The organism is Rhodopseudomonas infernalis (assembly GCF_022271405.1).
Taxonomy (GTDB): Bacteria; Pseudomonadota; Alphaproteobacteria; order Rhizobiales; family Xanthobacteraceae; genus Rhodopseudomonas; species Rhodopseudomonas infernalis.
The window spans coordinates 125,260-148,534 of the sequence record NZ_JAJNAL010000006.1 but is presented as its reverse complement, the minus strand read 5'-3'; the positions used below and the strand labels follow the sequence as shown (position 1 = coordinate 148,534).

14 protein-coding genes and 1 tRNA gene are annotated in these 23,275 nt (G+C 66.1%); 9 read left to right on the top strand and 6 right to left on the bottom strand.

Translation table 11 applies throughout. From position 1 onward, the window contains the following. Window positions 1-234 precede the first annotated feature (234 nt). The 3 genes from LPW26_RS06630 to LPW26_RS06620 all read left to right on the top strand — a co-directional run bounded on the left by LPW26_RS06630 (window position 235) and on the right by LPW26_RS06620 (window position 4,877). Window positions 235-2,013: an extracellular solute-binding protein gene (locus tag LPW26_RS06630; protein ID WP_238733659.1), complete on the top strand. Its 1,779-nt coding sequence runs from the start codon at window positions 235-237 to the stop codon at window positions 2,011-2,013. Window positions 2,014-2,051: 38 nt separating this feature from the next. After that, window positions 2,052-3,575 (top strand): class I adenylate-forming enzyme family protein, encoded by a 1,524-nt coding sequence (locus tag LPW26_RS06625; RefSeq protein ID WP_238733623.1) that lies wholly within the window; start codon window positions 2,052-2,054, stop codon window positions 3,573-3,575. 63 nt (window positions 3,576-3,638) lie between these two features. Continuing rightward, window positions 3,639-4,877, top strand: a complete 1,239-nt coding sequence (locus tag LPW26_RS06620; protein WP_238733621.1) for a GGDEF domain-containing protein — start codon at window positions 3,639-3,641, stop codon at window positions 4,875-4,877. Window positions 4,878-5,060: 183 nt separating this feature from the next. Here the strand turns inward: LPW26_RS06620 and mfd are convergent, their stop codons facing one another. Together mfd and LPW26_RS06610 are read right to left on the bottom strand one after the other, a co-directional pair. Then, on the bottom strand, window positions 5,061-8,579 hold the full coding sequence (mfd, locus tag LPW26_RS06615) for a transcription-repair coupling factor (protein ID WP_238733619.1): 3,519 nt from the start codon (window positions 8,577-8,579) through the stop codon (window positions 5,061-5,063). Further along, on the bottom strand, window positions 8,576-8,866 hold the full coding sequence (locus LPW26_RS06610) for an FAD assembly factor SdhE (RefSeq protein ID WP_238733615.1): 291 nt from the start codon (window positions 8,864-8,866) through the stop codon (window positions 8,576-8,578). Before LPW26_RS06610 ends, mfd begins: the two co-directional genes overlap by 4 nt. A gap of 155 nt (window positions 8,867-9,021) precedes the next feature. On the opposite strand from LPW26_RS06610, the gene recG reads away from it, so the two are divergent. Further along, window positions 9,022-11,124 (top strand): ATP-dependent DNA helicase RecG, encoded by a 2,103-nt coding sequence (recG, locus tag LPW26_RS06605; protein WP_238733613.1) that lies wholly within the window; start codon window positions 9,022-9,024, stop codon window positions 11,122-11,124. 190 nt (window positions 11,125-11,314) lie between these two features. On the opposite strand, the gene LPW26_RS06600 is transcribed toward recG, so the two are convergent. The 3 genes from LPW26_RS06600 to glmU all read right to left on the bottom strand — a co-directional run bounded on the left by LPW26_RS06600 (window position 11,315) and on the right by glmU (window position 15,698). Continuing rightward, complete coding sequence (locus tag LPW26_RS06600) at window positions 11,315-12,100, bottom strand: DUF502 domain-containing protein (protein WP_238733611.1); 786 nt, start codon at window positions 12,098-12,100, stop codon at window positions 11,315-11,317. Between the two features lie 277 nt (window positions 12,101-12,377). Beyond that, on the bottom strand, window positions 12,378-14,204 hold the full coding sequence (gene glmS, locus LPW26_RS06595) for a glutamine--fructose-6-phosphate transaminase (isomerizing) (RefSeq protein WP_238733609.1): 1,827 nt from the start codon (window positions 14,202-14,204) through the stop codon (window positions 12,378-12,380). 135 nt (window positions 14,205-14,339) lie between these two features. Continuing rightward, entirely contained in the window at window positions 14,340-15,698 is a 1,359-nt protein-coding gene (gene glmU, locus LPW26_RS06590; RefSeq protein WP_238733607.1) for a bifunctional UDP-N-acetylglucosamine diphosphorylase/glucosamine-1-phosphate N-acetyltransferase GlmU, read from the bottom strand. Window positions 15,699-15,864: 166 nt separating this feature from the next. Here glmU and LPW26_RS06585 point away from each other — a divergent pair, with 166 nt between their 5' ends. Further along, a complete protein-coding gene (locus LPW26_RS06585; protein ID WP_238733603.1) occupies window positions 15,865-17,163 on the top strand; it encodes an SPOR domain-containing protein in 1,299 nt (432 codons plus the stop codon). 66 nt (window positions 17,164-17,229) lie between these two features. Beyond that, a complete protein-coding gene (locus tag LPW26_RS06580) occupies window positions 17,230-17,610 on the top strand; it encodes a hypothetical protein (RefSeq protein WP_238733601.1) in 381 nt (126 codons plus the stop codon). Here the strand turns inward: LPW26_RS06580 and LPW26_RS06575 are convergent. Next, window positions 17,570-19,246, bottom strand: coding sequence for a glycoside hydrolase family 17 protein (locus LPW26_RS06575; protein WP_238733599.1), 1,677 nt, complete (start codon window positions 19,244-19,246; stop codon window positions 17,570-17,572). The genes LPW26_RS06580 and LPW26_RS06575 overlap by 41 nt on opposite strands. Before the next feature lie 229 nt (window positions 19,247-19,475). Here LPW26_RS06575 and LPW26_RS06570 point away from each other — a divergent pair, with 229 nt between their 5' ends. The 3 genes from LPW26_RS06570 to LPW26_RS06560 all read left to right on the top strand — a co-directional run bounded on the left by LPW26_RS06570 (window position 19,476) and on the right by LPW26_RS06560 (window position 23,227). Continuing rightward, entirely contained in the window at window positions 19,476-20,099 is a 624-nt protein-coding gene (locus LPW26_RS06570; protein ID WP_238733597.1) for a beta-1-3, beta-1-6-glucan biosynthesis protein, read from the top strand. A gap of 189 nt (window positions 20,100-20,288) precedes the next feature. After that, a complete protein-coding gene (locus LPW26_RS06565; protein WP_238733595.1) occupies window positions 20,289-22,976 on the top strand; it encodes a glycosyltransferase in 2,688 nt (895 codons plus the stop codon). 175 nt (window positions 22,977-23,151) lie between these two features. Further along, a tRNA-Lys gene (locus tag LPW26_RS06560) sits at window positions 23,152-23,227 on the top strand. Window positions 23,228-23,275: the final 48 nt, after the last annotated feature.

Genomic DNA, 23,275 nt, shown 5'->3' with positions numbered 1-23,275 from the left:
CCGGTGTCTCTGAGCCAATTGAGGCAGTTACGTGACGATCCGGTCAGGCGTCGCCGCGTGCTCGCTTTCAATACAACGGCATACGAAAAGATCAATGGCGGCAATCATCCGCGACCCGTTCGATCACTCCCTTGTGGTAAATCCTTTTGGGTGGACGACACCGAATCACACAGCCGATTCGCGACCGGCGCACGCCTGCTGGCGGCCGCGCTGGCGATTTTGATCGCTCAGGTGATGGCGAGTGTGCCCGGCAGCGACGCCGAAGCCGGAACGGGCGCAGCCCAACCCTCGCATGCGATGGCGATGCACGGCGAGCCGGCCCTGCCCGCCGACTTCACCGCGCTGCCCTACGCCAACCCGGACGCGCCTAAAGGCGGCCGGCTGGTCGAGGGCGTGCTCGGGACCTTCGACAGCCTCAATCCCTTCATCGTGCGCGGGCTCGCGGTGCAGCGTATCCGCGGCTATGTGGTCGAAAGCCTGATGGCCCGCGGCAATGACGAGCCGTTCACGCTGTATGGCTTGCTCGCACGATCGGTCGAGACCGACGACGCCCGCAGCTACGTCACCTTCCACATTGATCCGCGCGCCAAATTTTCGGACGGCATGCCGGTGACGGCCGACGACGTGTTGTTCTCCTGGCAATTGCTGCGCGACAAGGGCCGCCCTAACCATCGGCTCTATTACGCCAAGGTGGTCCGGGCCGCGGCTCCCGATCTTCGTACGGTGCGGTTCGATTTCGGCGACGTGCCGGATCGCGAGCTGCCGCTGATCCTCGGGCTGATGCCGATCTTCCCCAAACACGCGGTGAACACCGAGACGTTCGAGGACACGTCGCTGACGCCGCCGATCGGATCGGGACCGTATCGCGTCAGCGCCGTGAAGGCCGGCAGCAGTGTCACGCTGACGCGCAATCCGGATTACTGGGGCCGCGAGCTGCCGATCAATCGCGGACTGTGGAACTTCGACGAGGTCCGCATCGAGTATTTCCGTGAGGCGAACTCACAGTTCGAAGCGTTCAAACGTTCGATCTACGACTACCGCGTCGAAACCGAGCCGCTGCGCTGGCACGACGGCTACGACTTTCCGGCAGCGCGCAGCGGCGATGTGATCCGCGACGTCATCAAGCCCGGAACCCCGCAGCCGACGGAGTTCCTGGTCTTCAACACCCGCCGGCCGGTGTTCGCCGACATCCGCGTGCGCGAAGCACTGATGCAGATGTTCGACTTTGCCTGGATCAACCGCAACTACTTCTTCGATCTTTACAGCCGCGCCGGCGGTTACTTCGCCGGCTCGGAATTGTCCGCTTATGGTCGCCCCGCCGGACCCGAGGAATTGAAGCTGCTTCATCCGTATCTGGCGCGGCTGCGGCGCGACTTCGTCGACGGCAGCTACCGGCTGCCGGTCAGCGATGCGTCCGGCCGCGACCGCACCGCGCTGCGCCGCGCGCTGATGCTGCTGTCCGAGGCCGGTTATCAACTCGACGGCACGGTGATGCGACGGCGTGACACGCATCAGCCGCTGAGCTTCGAGATCCTCGTCACCAGCCGTGAGCAGGAACGCATCGCGCTGGCTTTTGCGCGCGACGTCAAGCGGATCGGCGTGCAGGCCACGGTCCGTGTGGTCGATGCGGTGCAGTTCGACCAACGACGGATCACGTTCGACTTCGACATGATACCGAACCGCTGGGACCAATCGCTGTCGCCGGGCAACGAGCAGTCGTTCTACTGGGGGGCAGAAGCTGCCGACATCCAGGGAACGCGTAACTACATGGGCGTCAAGGACCCGGCGATCGATGCGCTGATCGCAACGATGGTCGCTGCGCGAGGCCGGCCTGATTTCGTGGCGGCGGTGCGTGCGCTCGACCGCGTGCTGACCTCGGGCTTCTACGTGATCCCGCTCTACAACATCCAAGAGCAATGGATCGCCCGCTGGAATCGGATAGAACGACCCGACGCAACCGCGGTGACTGGTTATCTGCCCGAAACCTGGTGGGCGCGCCCGACGGCGCCGTAGCGTTGACGCAGCAAGGTGATGCAAGCAGAGGTGATCCATTGAGCCAGCCCAACGCTTCACCGACTCTAGACGGCTTGTTTCGGCGCACCCTGGCGCGGCAGCCCGATGCGATCGCGCTGATCGACCCGGCCGACAAGCAGCGCATCACCGGCCAACAACCCGCCCGCCTCACCTACGCACAGGCCGACCGGGCGATCTCCGCGCTCGCCGCCCATTTCACCGCGGCCGGTCTGCCGGCCAATGCGGTGATCGCGATGCAGCTGGCGAACACCATCGAATTTCCGCTGGCGATCCTCGCCGCCCACCGCGCCGGACTGGTGGTGGCGCTGTTGCCGCAGCTGTGGCGCCAGGCCGATATCACCACCGCGCTGAACCGCACCGGCGCCAGAGCGATCATCTCGTCGCGCTGGATCGACGGAGTCAGCCATGCGGATCTGGCGATGAATGCCGCAGCCGAGGCGTTCGCGATCCGCTATGTCGGCGGGTTCGGCGACGATCTGCCCGAGGGCATGGCGTCGCTCGACGTCGCGATGACCGATGAGGTGCCGGATACCGAACCAGCCGCGCAGGATGCACGCCGCGCCGCGATCATCACCTTTGACACCACGCCGGATGGCGTCCGGGCGATCCCGCGAACACATCTGCACATGATCGCCGGCGGTCTGGCAGTGTTCCTCGAAGCCCGCCTGCCGCAAGGCGCGATGCTGATGTCGGCGCAAACCTTGTCATCCTTCGCCGGCCTCGCGTCCTCGATGGTGACCTGGCTGCTCAGCGGCGGCACGCTGGCGTTGCATCATCCGTTCGACGAAGCGATGCTGGAATCTGATATCCAAGAACTCGGCTGCGACACGCTGGTCGCGCCGGCGCCGCTGGCTCTGCGGCTGGGCGATGCGGGGCTGCCGTTTCGGGCGCCGACGCTGCAGAACGTGATCGGGATGTGGCGCGCGCCCGAGCAGGTCGCGGCCAGCCCCGCCTGGACCGCTGGACCATCGGGCTTCACCGACGTCTATCTGTTTGGCGAGGCCGGCCTGTTCGGCGCACGACGCGGCGCGGATGGCGCAGCGGTGCCGATCATGCCTGGCCCACACACCGCTCCGCGAGGTCAGCCCGGCGGCAGCATCGCCGGCGAGGTGCTGATCACCGCGAAGGGCACGCTGGGACTACGCGGTCCCATGGTGACGTTGGCGGCCTACGTGCCGCTGCCGCCATTGAACGGTGCGGCAAAGCCTCTGCCCGCTCCGGACTTCGTCGACACCGGTTTCGCCGCACGGCTCGACCGCACGACCGGCGCCGTCTGCATCACCGCGCCGCCATCCGGCATCATGGCGGTCGGCGGCTATCGATTCCTGGCTCAGGATCTCCAGGAATGGGCCAAGCGGCTCGGCCAAGGCGCCCTGCTGACCGCGCTGCCGGATCGCTGGAGCGGATACCGGCTCGCCGGCCGCGCCCAGGATAATCCACGAGCTCGCGAAGCACTTTCAGAACTCGGGCTAAATCCATTGATGGTCGAGGCCTTCCGGGATGGCCCCGCACGCTCCGAAGAATCCGCGGGTTCACATTGACGCTGCGTTAACAGTGCAGAACTAGGGTCGACCGCTGTGACTGCGGAGAACCGGCTTTCGTCGATGTCGTATCACGCGCCCATTCTCGTCATCTCCGATGACGACAGCTCGCCCCTGCTCGCGGCGCTTTCCGAGGCCCGGCTGGAACCTTCGGCGATCGCCGGCTGGCACGACGCGGTGGATGCGGTAACGCGGCTGCGGCCGTCCGCCGTTGTCGCGACCGCTGGGCATGATGCCACGCTCCATACGCTGGCTCGCCTGGTCGCCACCATTAAGCCCTACGTCCCGCTGATCGCGCTCGGGCCGCGCAGTGATCTTCCTGAAAACGCCATTGGGTTCGACGGTATTGGCTTCGACGGCGATGATCTCGCCCGCCTCACCGCCCGGCTTCGTGCGGCGCTACGGGTCCGCACCCTGCACGCTACGACGCTGCGCCGGCTGATCGAAGACGGCGGCGTCACGCCCACCCAGGCTCACGACCCGGCGCAGGACGCGACCGTGCTGCTGATCGGCCGCGGCGCCGCCTACCCGGCGCTATCGGTCGCGCTCGGCGAGCGCGTCGGCGTGGTCGGCGCGCTGTCGATCGAGGCCGCCGCAAAGCATCTCAACGCACGCGAACTCGACGGCATCATTTTGGCCGAAGGCTTCAGCCCCCGCGTGGTCGATGCGTTTCTCACCGTGCTGTCCGAGGACGCGCGGTTTCGCAATCTGCCGATCGTCGTCACCGCGCCGCCGCCGGAGCGGCCGATCGATCTGCCCAATCTCGATTTCGCACAGGGCGAACCGACGCGCATCATCACGCGAGCGCTGCCGCTGATCCGCCAGCACGCATTCGAGGCCCAGCTCGGCCGCGTGTTGCGGTCGCTCGACGCCGGCGGTCTGCTCGAACCGCGCACCGGTCTGCTCACGCCCGCCGCGTTCGAACGCGATTTCGCCGCCGCGGTGTATCACGCGCAATCGCGCGGCGACGGCCTGTCGGTGGCGAAATTCGTGCTGCACCGGGCGGACCCGCGCTCGCGCTTCGACACCGCCCGCATCGTCAGCCGCCTGATGCGCAAGATGGACTTCGGCACGCTGCAGGACGACGGCAGCATTCTCGTGGTGTTCGCCGAAACAGATCTGCGCGGCGCGCAGACCATCGCTAGGCGGCTGATGGCGGTGATGAAGCAGACCTCGCATTCCGCACGTCGCGAGACCCGCATCGACCCCGACGTCTCCCTTGCGACGCTGCAGCCCGACGACTCCGCCCGCGCCATCCTGTCCCGCCTGACCAAACTCGACACCCGCCGCGCGGCGTCGTAGGCGACCGCTATTTTCTCACAGCCCTTTCCCCGTCATTGCGAGCGAAGCGAAGCAATCCAAAAGCGCCGTGGACGGAGCTGGATTGCTTCGTCGCGGAGCCTGCTCGGACGGCGCGAAGCGCCGATCCGAGTGCTCCTCGCAATGACGGGGGGAGGTTGAGGCGTCAGTGAGCCAACTACGTCCCTACGCCGCCTTCTTCGTCCCAGCCAACTCCGCCAGCTGCTTCATAATGTTGGTCGTCCCGGCAAGCCGCTCCTCCGGGGTCTTCCAGACCTGGAAGAACACCACTTTCATGTCGGGCCGCACCTTGGCGGCCTCGCCGTGGCGCTTGATGAAGAACACCAGCTTGTCCGGATGCGCGAAGGAATTGTCGCGGAAGGTGATCACGACGCCCTTGGGGCCGGCGTCGACCTTCTCGACATTGGCGTGGCGGCAATACGCCTTGATGGCAGCGACCTGGAACAGATAGCGGACCTCGTCCGGCGGCGGGCCGAAGCGGTCGCGTAGCTCGGCGCCGAAATTCGCGATCTCCTCGTCGGAGTCGAGATCCGCCAGTCGGCGATACAGCGACAGCCGCACCGCCAGATCCGGCACGAACTCCTCGGGGATCAGCACCGGCATGCCGATGGTGATCTGCGGCGACCAACGGTCGGAAACAGGCTCGTCGACGATGCCGGCCTTGAGGTTGGTGATCGCCTCCTCGAGCATCTGCTGATACAACTCGAAGCCGACTTCCTTGATGTGGCCGGATTGCTCCTCGCCGAGCAGATTGCCGGCGCCGCGGATGTCGAGATCGTGCGAGGCCAGCTGGAAGCCGGCGCCGAGCGTCTCCAGCGACTGCAGCACCTTGAGCCGGCGTTCCGCCTGCGCGGTGATGCCGTGCTGCGGCAGCGTGAACAGCGCATAGGCGCGCAGCTTGGAGCGGCCGACGCGGCCGCGGAGCTGATACAGCTGCGCCAGACCGAACATATCGGCGCGGTGCACGATCAGCGTGTTGGCGTTGGGAATGTCGAGACCGGATTCGACGATGGTGGTCGACAGCAGGATGTCGAACTTGCCCTCGTAGAACGCCGACATGATGTCCTCGATCACCGTCGGCGGCATCTGGCCATGCGCGACCGCGACCTTCATTTCCGGCACGTGCTTGTCGAGGAAGTCCTTGACCTCGGCGAGGTCGTCGATCCGCGGCACGACATAGAACGCCTGGCCGCCGCGATAGCGCTCGCGTAGCAGCGCTTCGCGGATCATCAACGGATCGTGCGGCGCCACGAAGGTGCGTACCGCAAGCCGATCGACCGGCGGCGACGCGATGATCGACAGGTCCCGCACGCCGGTCATGGCGAGCTGCAGCGTACGCGGGATCGGCGTCGCGCTCAGCGTCAGCACATGGACCTCGGCGCGCAGCTGCTTCAGCTTCTCCTTGTGGGTGACGCCGAAATGCTGCTCCTCGTCGACGATGACGAGGCCGAGATCCTTGAACTTGATCGACTTGCCGAGCAGCGCGTGGGTGCCAACGACGATGTCGAGCGTGCCGTCGGCGATGCCCTTCTTGACCTGCGTCAGCTCCTTCGGCGACACCAGCCGCGAGGCTTGGCCGACATGGACCGGGAAGCCGCGGAAGCGCTCGCTGAAGGTCTTGGCGTGCTGCCGCGCCAGCAACGTGGTCGGCACCACGACGGCGACCTGCTTGCCGTCGAGCGCGACCGCGAAGGCGGCGCGCAGCGCCACCTCGGTCTTGCCGAAGCCGACGTCGCCGCAGACCAGGCGGTCCATCGGCGCGCCCTTTTCGAGATCGCCCAGCGCGGCGTTGATCGCGGCGAGCTGATCCTCGGTTTCGTCATAGGGAAAGCGCGCGCAGAATTCGTCGTAGAGATGCGGCGTGACAGCGAGCTTCGGCGCCTGGCGCAGATGCCGCTCGGCCGCGATCTTGATCAGCTCGCCGGCGATCTCGCGGATTCGCTTCTTCAGCTTGGCCTTGCGCGCCTGCCAGCCCGAACCGCCGAGCTTGTCGAGTTCGACATTCGTGCCGTCCGAGCCGTAGCGCGAAAGTAGTTCGATGTTCTCGACCGGCAGAAACAGCTTGGTGTCGTTGGCGTAGTGCAGCTCGACGCAGTCGTGCGGCGCGCCGCCGACCTCCAGCGTCTGCAGCCCGATGAAACGGCCGATGCCGTGTTCGACATGCACGACGATGTCGCCGGCCGACAGGCTGGTGACTTCGGAAATGAAGTTGTCGAGCTTCTTGCTGGCCTTGCGTTGCCGGACCAGCCGATCGCCGAGCACGTCCTGCTCGGTGATCACCGCGAAAGCGTCGGTCTCGAAGCCGGATTCGAGGCCGACCACCGCCAGCATTGCTTCGTTGCGCGGCGTCGCCTGCACGGTGCGCCAGGAATTGACGCTGGTGAGATTCACCAGCTTGTGATCCTTCAACATGCTGGCCATGCGGTCGCGCGAGCCTTCGCTCCACAGCGCGATCACCACCTTCTTGCGCACCGCCTGGAGGCTTTGCACGTGGGCGACCAGCTTCTCGAACACGTTGATATTGGCGTCTGCGCGCTCCGGCGCGAAGCTGCGCCCAGCCCGCGCGCCGGCGTCGATCACCGCGCCGCCTTCGGTCGGCACGTCGAACGGCGTCAGCCGCGCCAGCGGCCGGCCCTCCAGCCGCTCGCCCCATTCCTTTTCGGTCAGATAGAGCTGATCCGGCGGCAGCGGCTTGTAGATCGCGCCGGAGCCCGGGTGATCCATCGCCTCGCGCCGCGCGTCGAAGTAATCGGCGATCTGCTTGAAGCGCTCACGCGCCGCGTCCTCGCTCTGCGGCTCGATCGCCACAGGCGTGCCGCCGAGATAATCGAACAGCGTGTCCATCCGCTCCTGGAAGAGCGGCAGCCAGTGCTCCATGCCGGGATGGCGGCGGCCTTCGCTCACGGCAGTGTAAAGCTGGTCGGCGGGGTTGGGCGCGCCGAAGGCGGCGACGTAGCCCATGCGGAAACGGCGGATCGTTTCGGTGACGAGCTGGAATTCCGACACCGGGACGAGGTCCAGGCCGCGCATCGTGTGCAGCGTGCGCTGGGTCTCGGCGTCGAAGGTGCGGATCGATTCGAGCTGATCGCCGAAGAAGTCGAACCGCACCGGCTGGTCGAGGCCGGCCGGAAACAGATCGAGAATGCCGCCGCGCACCGCGTATTCGCCGGCCTCGCGCACCGTCGAGGCGCGGCTGTAGCCGTTGTGCTCGAGCCAGGCGACGATCGAATCCATCGGCACGATGTTGCCCGGCGCGACCGACAGCGCCTGCGCGGCGATGATCTCGCGCACCGGCACGCGCTGCACGGCGGCGTTGACGGTGGTCAGCACGATCAGCGGCTTGTCGCTGCCGGTCAGGCGCGACAGCTTCGCCAGCGTGGTGACGCGCTGCGCCAGAATGCCGGCATGCGGCGAGACGCGGTCGTAGGGCTGGCAGTCCCAGGCCGGAAACTGCATCACGCCAACGTCCGGCGCGAAGAATTCCAGGCTTCGGGCGAGCTGCTGCATCCGCGGGCCGTCGCGGCAGATCACCATCAGGCTGACTGCCGGCGGCTTCGGCCGCGCCGCGACCGCGCGGGCGAGATCGGAGACGATCAGCCCCTCGGCGCCCTCGGCGACATTGGCAAAAGTCAGCGCCTTGCCGGGCGCGAGCAATTCCGCGGGCGACCGCGCCGGGGTCTTCATGCCGCGCCGCCCTGGTGGCCGTAGGTCCGGACCCGCTCGAACAGCCCGCCCTTGAACTCGGCGGGCAGCGTGTCGCCGCCGGCGACGGCCGCATAGAGGTCGTGATCGTTCAGCTCGATCAGCCCTTCGAGCTCGTCCAGCTCGGTATCGGTCAGGGTCCCGATCTCGGCATCGGCGAACTGGCCGAGAATCAGGTCCATCTCGCGGGTGCCGCGGTGCCAGCAGCGGAACAGAAGCCGCTTGCGACGCTCATCGAGCCCGCCGCTCGATCGTGTGGTGCCGGTCATTGGGGAAACCCTCGGTCAACGACGAAAGCCCGGACGTGCCGGGCGGGATCGATATAGCGGTCGCCGGGACGGCTGTCAGCCCGCCGCAACGCATTGCAATCCGCGCGAAATGCATTCAAGCCTGCTGCAAACCTCCGTTCACCCGAACCGGTTCGATGCGCCCCGCTCTGCTCAATCCCCTGTTCGCAGCGGTCACCACCCTCACCGGGGTCGGACCGAAGCAGGACAAACTGTTCCGCTATCTGCTGGACCGCGACGACACCCCGCGGCTGGCCGACCTGCTGCTGCATCTGCCGGTCAGCGTCATCGACCGCCGCTCGCGGCCGACGATTCGCGACGCCCAGCCCGGCACCGTGGTGACGCTCGAGGTGACGGTCGACCGCCACCGCCCGCCGCCGCCCGGCCGCTCGCGTGCGCCGTATCTGGTCTATGCCAGCGACGACACCGGCGACGTCATCCTGGCGTTCTTCCGTGCGAAGGCGGAGTACATCGAGAAGCTGCTGCCGGTCGGTGAAAAACGCTACGTCTCCGGCACCGGCCAGCTCTATGACGGCACGCTGCAGATCGTGCATCCGGACCGCGTCGTCGACGAGGACGGCTTCGCCAAGTTGCCGAAGATCGACCCGGTGTATCCGCTCACCGAAGGGCTGGCGATCGGATCCCTGCGCCGCGCGGTGGCGCAGGCGCTGACCAAGCTGCCGGCGATGCCGGAATGGATCAGCCCCGAGGTGCTGCGCCGCTGCAGCTTTCCGCCGTTCGCCGAGGCGCTGCAGCGCGTCCATATCCCGAATGACCCGACCGACATCCTGCCGGCGGGCCCGTTCTGGTCGCGCCTCGCCTATGATGAGCTGCTCGCCGGCCAGTTGGCGTTGGCGCTGGTCCGCGCGCAGCTCCGCCGTCCCGCCGGCGCCCGCAATGCAGGCGACGGCAGGTTGCGCCACAAGATCATCGACGCGCTGCCCTATGCGCTGACAAATTCGCAGCGCGACGCCGCCGCGGCAATCGCCGAGGATCTGCAGCAGCCGGTGCGGATGCTGCGGCTGCTTCAGGGCGACGTCGGCTCCGGCAAGACCGTGGTGGCGTTGCTCGCCGCGGCCGCGGTCGCCGAGGCCGGCAAGCAGACGGCGCTGATGGCGCCGACCGAAATCCTCGCCCGCCAGCACATCAAGACCATCGCTCCGCTGGCCGAGCGCGCCGGCATGCAGGTCGCGATTCTGACCGGCCGCGAGAAGGGCAAGGAGCGCCGCGAGATTCTGGCGCGGCTGGAAAGCGGCGAGATCGACTTCCTGGTCGGCACCCACGCGTTGATCCAGGACGATGTTATCTACAAATCGCTGGCGCTGGCGGTGGTCGACGAGCAGCACCGTTTCGGCGTCCGCGAGCGGCTGGCGCTGACCAGCAAGGGCGCGGACGTCGACGTGCTGGTGTTGTCGGCGACGCCGATCCCGCGCACGCTGGTGCTGACTTATTTCGGCGACATGGACGTCTCGGAGCTGCGCGAGAAGCCGGCCGGCCGGCAGCCGATCGATACCCGCGCCCTGTCGGAGCAGCGTCTGCCCGAAGTGATCGACGGCATCGGCCGCGCGATCGCCTCGGGCAAACGCGTTTACTGGATCTGCCCGCTGGTGGAGGAATCCGAGAACGTCAAACTCACCGACGCCGAGCAGCGCTACGAGTCGCTGCGGCAGCGCTTCGGCGACCATCAGGTCGGCCTCGTGCACGGCCGGATGAAGGGCACCGAGAAAGACAGCGTGATGGCGCAGTTCGCCAGCGGCGAAATCAGCGTACTGGTCGCCACCACCGTCGTTGAAGTCGGCGTCGATGTGCCGGAAGCCAGCATCATGGTGATCGAGAACGCCGAGCGTTTCGGGCTGGCGCAACTCCATCAGCTCCGCGGCCGCATCGGCCGCGGCAGCGAGGCATCGACCTGCCTGCTGCTCTACAAGGAGCCGCTCGGCGAGATGTCGGCGGCGCGGCTGCGGGTGATCCGCGAGACCACCGACGGCTTTCGCATCGCCGAGGAAGATCTGAAGCTGCGCGGCGAAGGCGACGTGCTCGGCACACGGCAGAGCGGCCTGCCCGGCTACCGCATCGCGCGCTCGGAGGTTCACGGCCAGCTGATCACCCAGGCGCGCGACGAAGCGCTGCGCATCCTGAAGGACAATCCGAAGCTGGGCGGCCCGCAAGGCGAAGCACTGCGCTGCCTGCTGTATCTGTACGAACGCGACGAAGCGATCCCGCTGCTGGGTGCGGGGTAGAAACACCGCGTGATAATCACCTCGTCTTCACCGCAACGTTCGACGCCGTAGGGTGGGCAAAGGTCTGCCGAAGGCGCGCCGTGCCCACGCCGAAGCGCCGCGCGTGGGCACGGCGCAAGAGCGCCTTTGCCCACCCTACAATTTCAATTGACGATTAGGATGCACACGCCAACCGGTCCGACACGCCGACCTAATCGACCTTGTCGGCCGCCTTGATCTTGCGCCGCGCGAACGCGGATTCCGGCTCGCCAGTGGCCTTCTTGGCGGCCAGCGCGGTCGCGGCGAGTGCGGCGATCTTCTTCTGCGGGTCGGAGCCGGGCTGCACCACACCGGCCGACATGATCAGCGTCGCGGCTTCTTCGGCGCTGAGGTCGATCGGGATGACCTTGCTGCGCGGCACGTAAAAGAAGAAGCCGGTGGTCGGGTTTGGTGCGCACGGCAGAAACACGGAGATGTGCTCGTCCTGGCTCGGAATCTTGGTCGCGACCTCCGGATTGGGCGGCAGCGAGATCAGCACGATCGACCACATTCCCGGCGACGGAAACTCGACCAGGCCGACCTTGCGCAGGCTGTTGCCGTTGCCTGAGAACAGCGTCTCGAACACCTGCTTGAGGCCGCGATAGATCGCCCGCACCACCGGCATCCGGCCGAGCAGTCGCTCGCCGAGATCCACCAGCGACCGACCGATCAGGTTGGCCGTGAGGAAGCCCAGCAACGTCAGCGCGACGAACGCGACCACCAGACCCGAGCCGGGAACGGCGAACGGCAGATAGGTTTCGGGCCGGTAATCCATCGGCACGAACGGACGGACGAAGCCGTCCACCCAGTTCACGAACCACCATGTCAGATAGAAGGTGATCGCGACCGGGCCGGCAACGATCAGGCCGGTCAGAAAGTAATTTCGGATTCGTCCCATGAATCCGCGCGGCGGATCCTGGACGGTCTCACCGGGGGGCAGATTGGGCGTATCGTTCATGCGGCGTCCAGGTCGGCAACATTCAAATTCGCGGCGAAGCGCCTGCGCGCGGCCAATCTAGTGCAGTTTGAAGTCCAATGGCATTGGAACCACACCTCACAACCAGGTTCGGAGGCCTTTTTCCACGCGATCCGCTGCCGTCGTCTATGCGACAGAAGGGTATGGACAGGCTTCCTTGCGCCATCGGTCAAGCCGCGAGGCCCGCGCCGATGCAACGAGATATAGGCGGTTCGAACCGTCCCGCCAACAGCCGCTTGGAACAGATTTCCGGCGGCGCCTATTCGACCGTCACCGACTTCGCCAGATTGCGCGGCTGGTCGACGTCCGTGCCCATCACGACGGCCGTATGGTACGCGAGCAGTTGCACTGGGATCGCATACACCAGCGGCGTGAACGCTGCCGCCATATCAGGCAGCACGATCGTCACCAGCGATTCGACCGTCGCCTCCTCGGCGCCCTTGGCGTCGGTGATCAGGATGATGCGGCCGCCGCGGGCGGCGACTTCCTGCATGTTCGACACCGTCTTTTCGAACACCCGGTCGTAGGGCGCGATCACCACCACCGGCATCTTCTCGTCGATCAGCGCGATCGGGCCGTGCTTGAGCTCGCCGGCGGCATAGCCCTCGGCGTGAATATAGGAGATTTCCTTGAGCTTCAGCGCGCCTTCCAGCGCCAGCGGATAGGACGTGCCGCGGCCGAGATAGAGTACGTCCTGCGACTTGGCGATGTCGCGCGCCAGCTTCTCGACCTGATGCTCGGTGGCAAGCGCCGCGGCCATCAGTCGCGGCAGCTCGATCAGGCCACGAACCAGCTTGGCCTCGTCCAGTTCGGACAATTCGCCGCGCGCCCGCCCGGCAGCCACGGCTAGCGCAGCGAGCACGGTGAGCTGGCAGGTGAAGGCCTTGGTCGAGGCGACGCCGATCTCGGGGCCGGCCAAAGTCGGCATCACCGTTTCGCTGTCGCGGGCGATCGTCGAGGTCGGCACGTTGACGACCGACAGCGTGTGCAGCCCCTGCTCCTTCGCGTAACGCAGCGCGGCGAGCGTGTCGGCGGTCTCGCCCGATTGCGAGATGAAGATCGCCAGATCGCCCTTGCGCAGCGGCGCCTCGCGATAGCGAAACTCGGATGCAATATCGATCTCGACCGGCAGCCGCGCGAACCGCTCGAACCAGTACTTGCCGATATAGCCGGCGTAGTTCGCGGTGCCGCAGGCGGTGATCGAGATCCGCTGGATGTCCTTGAAGTCGAACGGCAGCTTGGTCGGCAGCGACACGCACTCGTTGCCCATATCGAGATAGCGCGCCAGCGTGTGGCCGACGACTTCCGGCTGCTCGTGAATCTCTTTCGCCATGAAGTGGCGATAGTTGGCCTTGTCGACCACGAAGGACGACGCACCGGACTTCATCACGCCGCGCTGGACGACATCGCCCTTGGCGTCGCGGACCTCGGCGCCCTTGCGGGTCAGCACCACCCAGTCGTCGTCGTCCAGATAGCTGATGTCGTCGGTCAGCGGCGCCAGCGCGATGGCGTCGGAGCCGAGATACATCTCGCCATCGCCATAGCCGATCGCCAGCGGCGAGCCCTTGCGGGCGCCGATCATCAGGTCGTTGTGGCCCTTGAACAGGAACGCCAACGCAAACGCGCCGCGCAGCCGTGGCAGCGCCGCCTTCACCGCGTCGACCGGCGATGCGCCCTTGCGGATGTAGCTGTTGACCAGATGTGCGACGACCTCCGTGTCAGTCTCGCTGGCGAATTGGGCGCCTTCGGCCTGCAACTCGTTCCGCAGCTCGCGGAAGTTCTCGATGATGCCGTTATGCACGACGGCGACGCCGTCGGCGGCGTGCGGATGCGCGTTGGTCTCGTTCGGCTTGCCGTGGGTCGCCCAACGGGTATGGCCGATGCCGGAATGGCCCGACAACGGTTCGCGCGCCAGCCTTGCCTCGAGATTCTTCAGCTTGCCTTCGGCGCGGCGGCGTTCGAGCTGCTCGCCCTCCAGCGTGGCGACGCCGGCGGAATCGTAGCCGCGATACTCCAAGCGCTTGAGTGAATCGACCAGCTGCCCAGCAACAGGTCCGCGTCCGAGAATGCCGATGATGCCGCACATGCGGTTGAAGTTCTCCCGACGGCCGGCGGGTCCGGCCCTGCTGCTATCTAGCGAGTTCGACGAAACCGAAGGTAGTCAATAATTATTGCCGATTGCGACAGGGTTAAGCATCACAGCGTTAACCAGCCCGCATCGTCACTCCGGCTTCGGCTTCTTGGCTCGCGCCTTGGCTTCGCGGAAACGCTTGGCCCAGCCTTCGCGCATCGACTGCACGTTGCGCTCGACTGCGAGCGCATCATCCGGCACAGGCTTGGTGATCACCGAGCCGGAACCGATATAGGCGCCCGCGCCGATTTTGACCGGCGCCACCAGCGACGAGTTGGAGCCGACGAAAGCGCCGGCGCCGATTTCGGTCTTGTGCTTGTTGAAGCCGTCGTAATTGCAGGTGATGGTGCCGGCGCCGATATTGGCGCCCGCGCCGATATGCGCGTCGCCGATATAGGTCAAATGATTGACCTTGGCGCCGGCGTCGATCTGCGCCGCCTTGGTCTCGACGAAGTTGCCGATCTTGGCACCATCCCCGAGCGAGGTCCCCGGCCGCAGCCGGGCATAGGGGCCGACCGACGTCTTGCTGCCAAGCGACGTCTCGACGATATGCGAGAACGAGTGCACCATCGCGCCGTCGCCGATCGAAACGCCGGGGCCGATCACCACGAACGGCTCGATGGTGACGTCGCGGCCGAAGGTCGTATCGGCCGCCAGATGAATCGTCTCCGGCGAGATCAGCGTGACGCCGGCGGTCATCGCCGCCTGACGCAGCCGGTTCTGCATCACCGCCTCGGCTTCGGCGAGCTGCGCCTTGGTGTTGATGCCGCGGACTTCGTCCTCGTCGGTCTCGATCACACTGGCGGTCAGATGGCGCGCACGCACGAGCCCGACCGCGTCGGTCAGGTAGTACTCGCCCTTCTTGTTGGCATTGCCGACCTGGCCGAGCACATCGAGCGCGATCTTGCCGTCGACCGCCATCACGCCGGCGTTGCACAGCTTGATGGTCAGCTCCTCGGCGCTGGCGTCGGCCTGCTCGCGGATCGCCGCCAGTTGGTCGCCCTCCACGACCAGCCGGCCATAACCTGTCGGGTCGGCCGCGCGGAAGCCGAGCACCACCAGCGACGCGCCCTGGCTGAGCGGCGCGCGCAGCCGCGCGAAGGTCGCGGCGGAAATCAGCGGCGTATCGCCGAACGCAATCAAGAGATCGTCGGCGCCCTTGGCAATGGCATCCTTCGCGGCCAGCACCGCATGTGCGGTACCGAGCCGTTCGCGCTGCACGAATATCTCGGCATCGGGGCGAACGCGTTTGACCTCGTCGGCGACCGCCTGATGGTCGGGTCCGATCACCACGGCGATCCGGTCGCCGGCGCCCTGTGGCGCTGCGGCCAGCACATGCGCCAGCAGCGGGCGGCCCGCCACCGGATGCAGCACCTTCGGCAGCGACGATCGCATCCGCGTGCCCTCGCCGGCCGCAAGGACGATCGTCAGGCTGGATCTCGTGGTCATATCAAATCCCGTCAGCTCGATTTGCTGCCCTCATAATGGGTTTTGTGCTGAAGGGGAAACGGCTTTGACGCCGCCAAAGTGACTCCTCGGCGACAGCGCCCGGACATTTCCCTGATAATGTTGGAGGCCTGATTCGTTCGGGCGACAGGGGCTTTTAGGCGTTCGGATGGCGAGGAACAGCGACGATCTGGAGGACAGCTTCGCCACCGATGAGCACGGTGGCTGGCTGGCACGTATGCTGGCGGACGACGAGGAATTCGACGGCCGCACTAAATGGCGGCTGGCGTCGTGGGCGGTCGGCTCGCTCGGCGCGCTGGTGATTGCGATCCTGGCCAGTCAGAGCTCGCTCGAGCGCCGCCGCGATCAGGTCGCCGCCGCCGATCTGGCGCGGCAGTCGCAGCAGCTCCAGCGCCTCGCCAGGGACAGCCAGAGCGAAGCCACGCGGCTGGCCGCGGCGATCGAGACGCTCAATGCCGACCGTGACCGGCTCTATACGAGGCTGGGTTCTCTTGAACAAAACCTCGATTCGGTGACGGGCTCGATCGCAAAGGTGCAGGCCTCACCGAAATCGCAAGCCGCCAGTGATAAAGCGATTGCCGCGTCGCTGCCGGAAATCCCCATCAAGGAAGCCCCACCGTCGGTGGCGAACGTCATGTCCAAAGCGTCGGCGCCGCAAGCCGCAGGCTACGCCCCCGCTTCAGTTCCCGCTCCCGCCAAGCGTGCCGCCGAAGCTACGCCACTCGGCGCATCGGCGGAGTCGTCGACGCCAAGCGCGGCCCAGCCGCCCGCCGCCGCGCCGCAGGCGGTCGCAGCGGCTCCGCTATCGGACCCGACCGAGTCCAAGCTGGAGCCAAAGGGGGCTGAAAAGCCTGGTCTCGGCGCCATCGCGTCGATGCCGCCGCGCACCCAGCCGCTGATGGCGTCGCGCTCGATGCTGGCACCGCCCGATGCAGGCGCCAGCAAGCTGAGCGTGCCGGCGGCCACTGCCGCACCTGCGGCTCAGGACGCCGAGCCGGAGCCCGATGCGCCGGACGAAAAACCGGTGGCCGTTCCGCGTACTTCATTCGGCGTCGAACTCGGCGGGGCCAATTCGGTCGACGGTCTACGCGCTCTGTGGCGCCGGGTGGCTAAGGCGCACAAGGAACTGAACGAGCTACGGCCGATCATCATGGTCAAGGAGAACGCCGCTGGCGGGCAGCTTCGGTTGGTGGCCGGACCTCTCGATAACGCTGCGGCGGCAGCGAGGCTGTGCGCCACGCTCGGCTCTGCCGATCGGAGCTGCGAGACGACTTTGTTCGACGGTCAGCGCCTGCCGCTGGCTTCGACCGCGCCGCCACGTCACTCGCGCAAGCGGCCGCCGAAGCTGACGGCCGCTCCAGCCGAGGCACCCGCCGCGGCCGAGGTGCCGTCCCCGCCACCTCAGCCGAAGCCGGGCCCGCTGTCGTCGCTTCTCGGCCTCCGCTGAACGCCGGCCGGGCCTCACCCATCCTGACGGGTTGTTCGCAGCTGCAAACCGCCGCATAATCACGCCATGAAGAAAGAACCCTTCCGTCTCTCCCCGTATCAGGTGCAATGGCTGCTGGTGGTCGGTTTCGTCACGGTCGGCTACGCGCTTTATCTGCGCTATCTGGCGATCGAATTGTCGACCGTCGCGCTCGCCTGCGATGCAGGCCAGCAGTCGATGCTGTGCAACACGCGGCTGCTGATAACCTACCTGTTCCGCAATTCCGTGTTCGGAATTGCGGCGGTGGTGATCGCCGTCCTGCACTTCATTCGGCCGTCGATCGTGCTGCTCACCGCCGGCCTGGTGGCCGCCGGCTTCGGCATCGTGCTCTACAATATCGGCCTGTCGGGGATCGCTATCGGGCTGCTTATTTTGGGGTTTGCGCGGCCCGCGCCTGCCACAGCGTGAGCGCAAGCATCACATAGACCGCGCAGGTCCACATTGACTGCCAGTTCTTCGGCCCTTCGTTGAACCCGGTGTAGACCGCGCAGATCCCGAAGATGCCGGCGAACGCCGCCTCGGCGATCGGCCGGACGCCATGCGACGGCCGATTCAGCAGCATCAGCAGAAACAACGGCAGCACCGCCATGGTCAGCGACGCGAACGGGAAATCGCGGTACCGCGGATCGAAGGTGAAGCCGAGCGCGGTCTGGGCGCCGATCAGCACCGTCACCGCCAGCGACAGCCCGAGCGCATAGGTCAGGAACGAGCGGTCTCGCATTTCGCGCGGACCGAACATCTCCAGGAAGGTCGGTGCCGGCCGCCCCACCATCAGCGCGTAGGCGGCCAGGATCGGCGTCAGCACGCCGCTGGCCAAGAGCAGCCCCCACTGCAGCCAACGGCCCCAGCCGTAGCTTTCCACCAGCATCTTGTCGACCGCGATGCCGAACAGCACGCCAGCCGCCGTCGCCGACGCACCGACTGCCAGCCACGACACCAGCCGCGGCGCCCACGGCTTGCGGCGAAGCGACAGCATCGCGGTGGCGAACACCAGAAGGCTCAGCCCCATGCCGGCCGCCATCGAAAGCTTCCATTGCGGGAAGTTGCTGATCGGCACGCCGGCCGGATATTTCAGCTGGCGATTGTCGGCATCGATCAGCCCCCAATAGCCGCCAACGGTGCCCTCGAGGTCGCGTTTCCACGGCTGGTCGTAGGCTTCGATCAGATTGACGCGGAAGTTCTCGATCTTGGCGAGTTGCAGGATCTCCGATACCACCCGCGCCTGGTTGGCACGCGACGGCAGCGCGCCTTCGCGCATCCGCCCGGCGCTCGGCCAGCCGGTTTCGCCGATCAGGATCTCCTTGCCCGGGAACGCCACGCCGACGCGCTTGCGGATCTGGTCAACATGGGCAGCGGCGTTGCGGGCGCGAATCGGGAGATCTTCCCAATAAGGCAGGATGTGGATCGTGACAAAGTCGACCGCGTCGTAGATCTCGCGATTGCGCAGCCAGTACTCCCAGACGTCGGCGTAAGTCACCGGCGTCTTCACCTGCGACTTCACCAGCCGGATCGTCGCGGCGAGGTCGCCGACGGTCAATTCACCGCGCAGCAGCACCTCGTTGCCGACCACCAGCGCGGTGATCACGTCCGGATAGTCCTTGGCGAGTCCGACCGCGACGGCAATCTGCGCCAGGTTCTTGGCACGCTCGTTGCCGAGCCAGATGCCTTGAATGACTTTCAAACCGACCCTGCCGGCGATCGCCGGCAGTTGCTCGAGACCATTGTCGATCGAATAAGTCCGCACGCATTTCGAGATTTTTGCGAGCTGGACCATGTCCTGCTCGATCTGCTCGGCCGGGATGCGTGTGGTCGGATCGAGCGGCGTCTGGGCGCCGCGGAACGGCGCGTACGAGACGCATTCGAGCTTGGCGCTCGGGTCGATCGGAGCGCGTGACAGCGTGACCGGCGTGGCGATCCACCACCAGACGCCGAAGATGATGCCAAGAGATATCGGGAGAAGCGCCAATGGCGTGCGAAGAGAAATGGGTTCCGTCCTCCAGAAGGACCGTCGATTACCCGCTCGCAGCCGATCTGCCAAGACCATAAGAGGACGCACGATAATATGCGACTCGCGCGCTGCCGGAATGAACGCGCATTAAGCTACATGAATTCGTCGCCATCTCCGATCCGATCAATTGTCATTGCTGGACAAATCCCGAAATGTCCGTCATGGGAATCGTGCAGGGTCACGCCGCAATGGCGACGACTTAAGGTGGCATCGGATGGATGGGGACCGACGCCGCCATGGCCCGGCCAACCAGATCGGGGACGCTATGCGACGAGTATTCCTTGAGTTCCAGAACGCGCTGTTGCGTGGCCTGGCCGCGACCGGACTTGCCCTGCTGATCGGGATCGGCGGTGCGATCGCCCAGAGCGGCGATCTACGCGCCCAGGATCAGAACGCCAAGCAGCCGGCGAATGCCAATCAGCCGGCGCAGGCCCCCGCCGATGCCCTCAAGGAAAGCCAGCGCAAGACCGACGAATTCGTCGAAGCCGCGCAGGCGATCAACGGCCCCGCCGGAAACCCGGAATGCGTCTGGCTCGGCCGCCGCGTCGTGGTGCTGATGTGGCGCGACGATCTCGACACCGCCTTCCGTCATCTCGATCTCTACGATCGCTTCGGCTGCCCGACCGGCCACATTCAGGCGGCGTTCCGCTGCCTCGTTCGCTCCGGCCCGATCGACCCGAAGGTGCCGGAAGGCCTGAGCGGCCGCGTCCATGCCTGCTGGATCAATCCGAGCGCCCAGCCGCAGCCCGCCGCTGCCACCGCGGCGCCCGCTGCGCCGTCCGGCAAGCCGGCCGGCGCCCCGCAGCAGCAACCTGCAACGCCTGCGCCCGCTCCGGCCACACCGGCGCCAGCGCCCACGACAGCACCTGCTCCCGCGCCGGCTAAATAAGCCGGCGCGTCCGAGGAACGTCTGCAAATCTTCGCGGTTTGGGTTGCAAACCGCCCTCAAATCGCCACGGCGTCGTATGATTTGATCGCTGACGGGGCCGAGCTTGATGCTTGAATTGCTACCGCCTTGGTCGGACCTCGGGGACGGGTCCGTTGACCAGCCATCAGGGCCCCGTATGGTTTAGTTGCGATGCGCGCCGTCGTCGCCGTTCTGCTGTTCGTCACTGCCGCTCACGCCGGTCTCTGGGGGCTCCTCCGAGACAAACAACAAGCCCCCGACTTCTCAGGCATCCTGCCGAGCGTGTCGTACGCGCCGTTCGACGGCTCGGCGCATCCGGACGTCGACAACATCCCCACCGCCGAGCGGATTCGCTCCGACCTCAAGACGCTGTCGCCGCTGACGCGCGCGATACGTCTGTATTCGTCGACCGGCGGTGTCGAACTGGTGCCGCCGATCGCCAACGAGGTCGGCCTCAAGGTCACGGTCGGCGCCTGGATCGATAAGTTCAACGACCGCAACGAACGCGAAATGCAGGCGGCGGTCGAACTCGCCAAGCGCAACAGCAACGTCAACGGCATTGTCGTCGGCAACGAAACCATCTACCGCGCCGACCAGAAGGTCGAAGACCTGATCAAGCTGATCCAGCGGGTGAAGAGCCAAGTCAACGTCCCGGTTACCACCGGTGAGATCTGGAACATCTGGCTCGAGAACCCTGAACTCGCCTCCTCGGTGGACTTCATCGCCGCGCACATCCTGCCCTATTGGGAAGGCTTCTCCGACAAGCAGGCGGTCGATCAGGCGCTGATCATCTATCAGAAGCTGCGCGATGCCTTCCCGGGCAAGCGCATCGTGATCGCCGAATTCGGCTGGCCGAGCTCCGGCTACAACCTCAAGGCCGCTGTGCCCGGCCCGTTCGAACAGGCGGTGACGCTGCGTAATTTCGTCAGCCGCGCCGAAGCGATCGGGATGGAATACAACATCGTCGAAGCGATCGATCAGCCCTGGAAATACTTCGAGGGCGGCGTCGGTCCGTATTGGGGCATCCTCAACGCCTCGCGTCAGCCGAAATTCGCCTGGACCGGCCCGGTGCTCGATCCGGCCTACTGGAAGCTCGCCGGCATCGCGCTTCTGGTCGGCATCCTGCTGTCGCTGCCGATCCTGCAGCTCGCCGCCCCGACCGTGATGCAAACCGCGCTTCTGTCCGCTTCCGCGCATGGCGTCGGCGCCTGGGCCGCGACCGTGTTCTCCTATTGGGCCGGGCATTATTTCGTATTCGGCTCGGCATTCGCGCTAACGCTCGGCATGATCCTGCTGACGCCGCTGGTGATCATCGCGCTGGCCCGAATCGAGGAAATCGCCGCAGTCGCGTTCGGCCGCAAGCCGCGTCGGCTGATCACCCGCGCGCTGACCGATGCACAGCAGGCCAAAGTGAAGGATGACGGCACGGCGCAGGTTCCCAAAGTCTCCATCCACGTCCCGGCCTATTTCGAACCGCCGGAGATGCTGAAGCAGACGCTGGATGCGCTGGCGCGGCTCGACTACCCGAATTTCGAAGTCGTGGTGATCATCAACAACACCCCCGACCCGGCTTTCACCCAGCCGATTCAGGACCATTGCCGCGAACTCGGCGAACGCTTCAAGTTCATCAACGCCGAGAAGGTCAAGGGCTTCAAGGCCGGCGCGCTGCGGATTGCGATGGAGCGCACCGCGGTCGACGCCGAGATCATCGGCATCATCGACGCCGACTACGTGGTCACCCCGGACTGGCTGAAGGACCTCGTCCCCGCCTTCGACGATCCCCGCGTCGGCCTGGTGCAGGCGCCGCAGGAGCATCGCGACGGCGATCGCTCGCTGATGCACTACATCATGAACGGTGAATATGCCGGGTTCTTCGACATCGGCATGGTCCAGCGCAACGAATACAACGGCATCATCGTGCACGGCACGATGTGCCTGATCCGCCGCGCCGCGATGGACATGGCCGGCGGCTGGTCCAGCGACACGATCTGCGAGGACAGCGATCTCGGCCTCGAGATCATGGAGCACGGCTGGCTGACCCACTACACCAACACGCGCTACGGATTCGGCCTGCTGCCGGACACCTACGAGGCGTTCAAGAAGCAGCGGCATCGCTGGGCCTATGGCGGCTTCCAGATCATCAAGAAGCACTGGCGGCGCTTCCTGCCCGGCAACAGCCGTCTGTCGCAGGACCAGAAGCGTGAGTTCGGCCTCGGCTGGTTGAATTGGCTCGGCGCTGAGAGCCTCGGCGTCGTGGTGGCGATCCTCAATCTGATCTGGGTGCCGATCGTCGCCTTCGCCGATATCGCTATTCCGGACCGGATCCTGACGCTGCCGATCATCGCGTCGTTCATCGTCACGCTGGCGCACTTCCTGACGCTGTACAGGCTGCGGGTGAAGATCAACGTCTGGCAGATGCTGGGCGCGATGATCGCCGCAATGTCGGTGCAGTGGACGGTGTGCCGCGCCGTCGCCCAGGGCCTGATCACCGAGCACCTCGCCTTCAACCGCACCTCCAAGGGCGGCCTGACGATGATGTCGGTCGAATTCCAGGCGTTCTGGGAGGCGGTGATCGGCGTGCTGCTGCTGATCGGCGCTGGCGTGCTGGTGGCGTCCAACAGCTTCCGCCAGATCACCGAAATCTACATATTCGCCGGCGTCCTGGTGCTGCAGAGCCTGCCGTTCCTGGCCGCGGTAGCGATTGCGATCCTGGAGAATTCGCGAATCAACGCGTTCCAGTGGTGGACCGACACCCGCATCCGCACCGCCGAACTGATCGGCCTGCGCCCGGTCCCGCTGCCCCCCGCCATCCCGGCGCGGCAGAAGGTCACCCAGGAGATCCACACGGACGCGGCGTGAGGGTCGCGAGCCTGCTCCACAACGCTCCCGCCGCGCATTTTCGCCGCTGCGGAGCCGGATGAGCATCCCCCCGCAAATCCCTGTGCAAACGAGCCAATCGGGACCAAACACGGAACCGACGCCGCTCCCGGCCTATTGACCCGCGCGCGCGCGCCCCCTACACAGCGCCCCACGTGAGCGCGTAGCTCAGCCGGTAGAGCACGTGACTTTTAATCATGGGGTCGAGGGTTCGAGTCCCTCCGCGCTCACCATGAAATCCATGTCCGGCACCAATGGATCCGCCGAGGGTCGGCTCTGCT

Excerpts from the sequence above, each read along its gene's own strand:
- LPW26_RS06570 (WP_238733597.1), top strand. The coding sequence starts at position 19,476 with ATGCGACGAGTATTCCTTGAGTTCCAGAACGCGCTGTTGCGTGGCCTG.
- glmS (WP_238733609.1), bottom strand. The coding sequence starts at position 14,204 with ATGTGCGGCATCATCGGCATTCTCGGACGCGGACCTGTTGCTGGGCAG.
- recG (WP_238733613.1), top strand. The coding sequence starts at position 9,022 with ATGCGCCCCGCTCTGCTCAATCCCCTGTTCGCAGCGGTCACCACCCTC.
- LPW26_RS06565 (WP_238733595.1), top strand. The coding sequence starts at position 20,289 with ATGCGCGCCGTCGTCGCCGTTCTGCTGTTCGTCACTGCCGCTCACGCC.
- LPW26_RS06600 (WP_238733611.1), bottom strand. The coding sequence starts at position 12,100 with ATGAACGATACGCCCAATCTGCCCCCCGGTGAGACCGTCCAGGATCCG.
- glmU (WP_238733607.1), bottom strand. The coding sequence starts at position 15,698 with ATGACCACGAGATCCAGCCTGACGATCGTCCTTGCGGCCGGCGAGGGC.
- LPW26_RS06575 (WP_238733599.1), bottom strand. The coding sequence starts at position 19,246 with ATGGTCTTGGCAGATCGGCTGCGAGCGGGTAATCGACGGTCCTTCTGG.
- LPW26_RS06580 (WP_238733601.1), top strand. The coding sequence starts at position 17,230 with ATGAAGAAAGAACCCTTCCGTCTCTCCCCGTATCAGGTGCAATGGCTG.
- mfd (WP_238733619.1), bottom strand. The coding sequence starts at position 8,579 with ATGAAGACCCCGGCGCGGTCGCCCGCGGAATTGCTCGCGCCCGGCAAG.
- LPW26_RS06585 (WP_238733603.1), top strand. The coding sequence starts at position 15,865 with ATGGCGAGGAACAGCGACGATCTGGAGGACAGCTTCGCCACCGATGAG.
- LPW26_RS06630 (WP_238733659.1), top strand. The coding sequence starts at position 235 with ATGGCGAGTGTGCCCGGCAGCGACGCCGAAGCCGGAACGGGCGCAGCC.
- LPW26_RS06620 (WP_238733621.1), top strand. The coding sequence starts at position 3,639 with ATGTCGTATCACGCGCCCATTCTCGTCATCTCCGATGACGACAGCTCG.
- LPW26_RS06610 (WP_238733615.1), bottom strand. The coding sequence starts at position 8,866 with ATGACCGGCACCACACGATCGAGCGGCGGGCTCGATGAGCGTCGCAAG.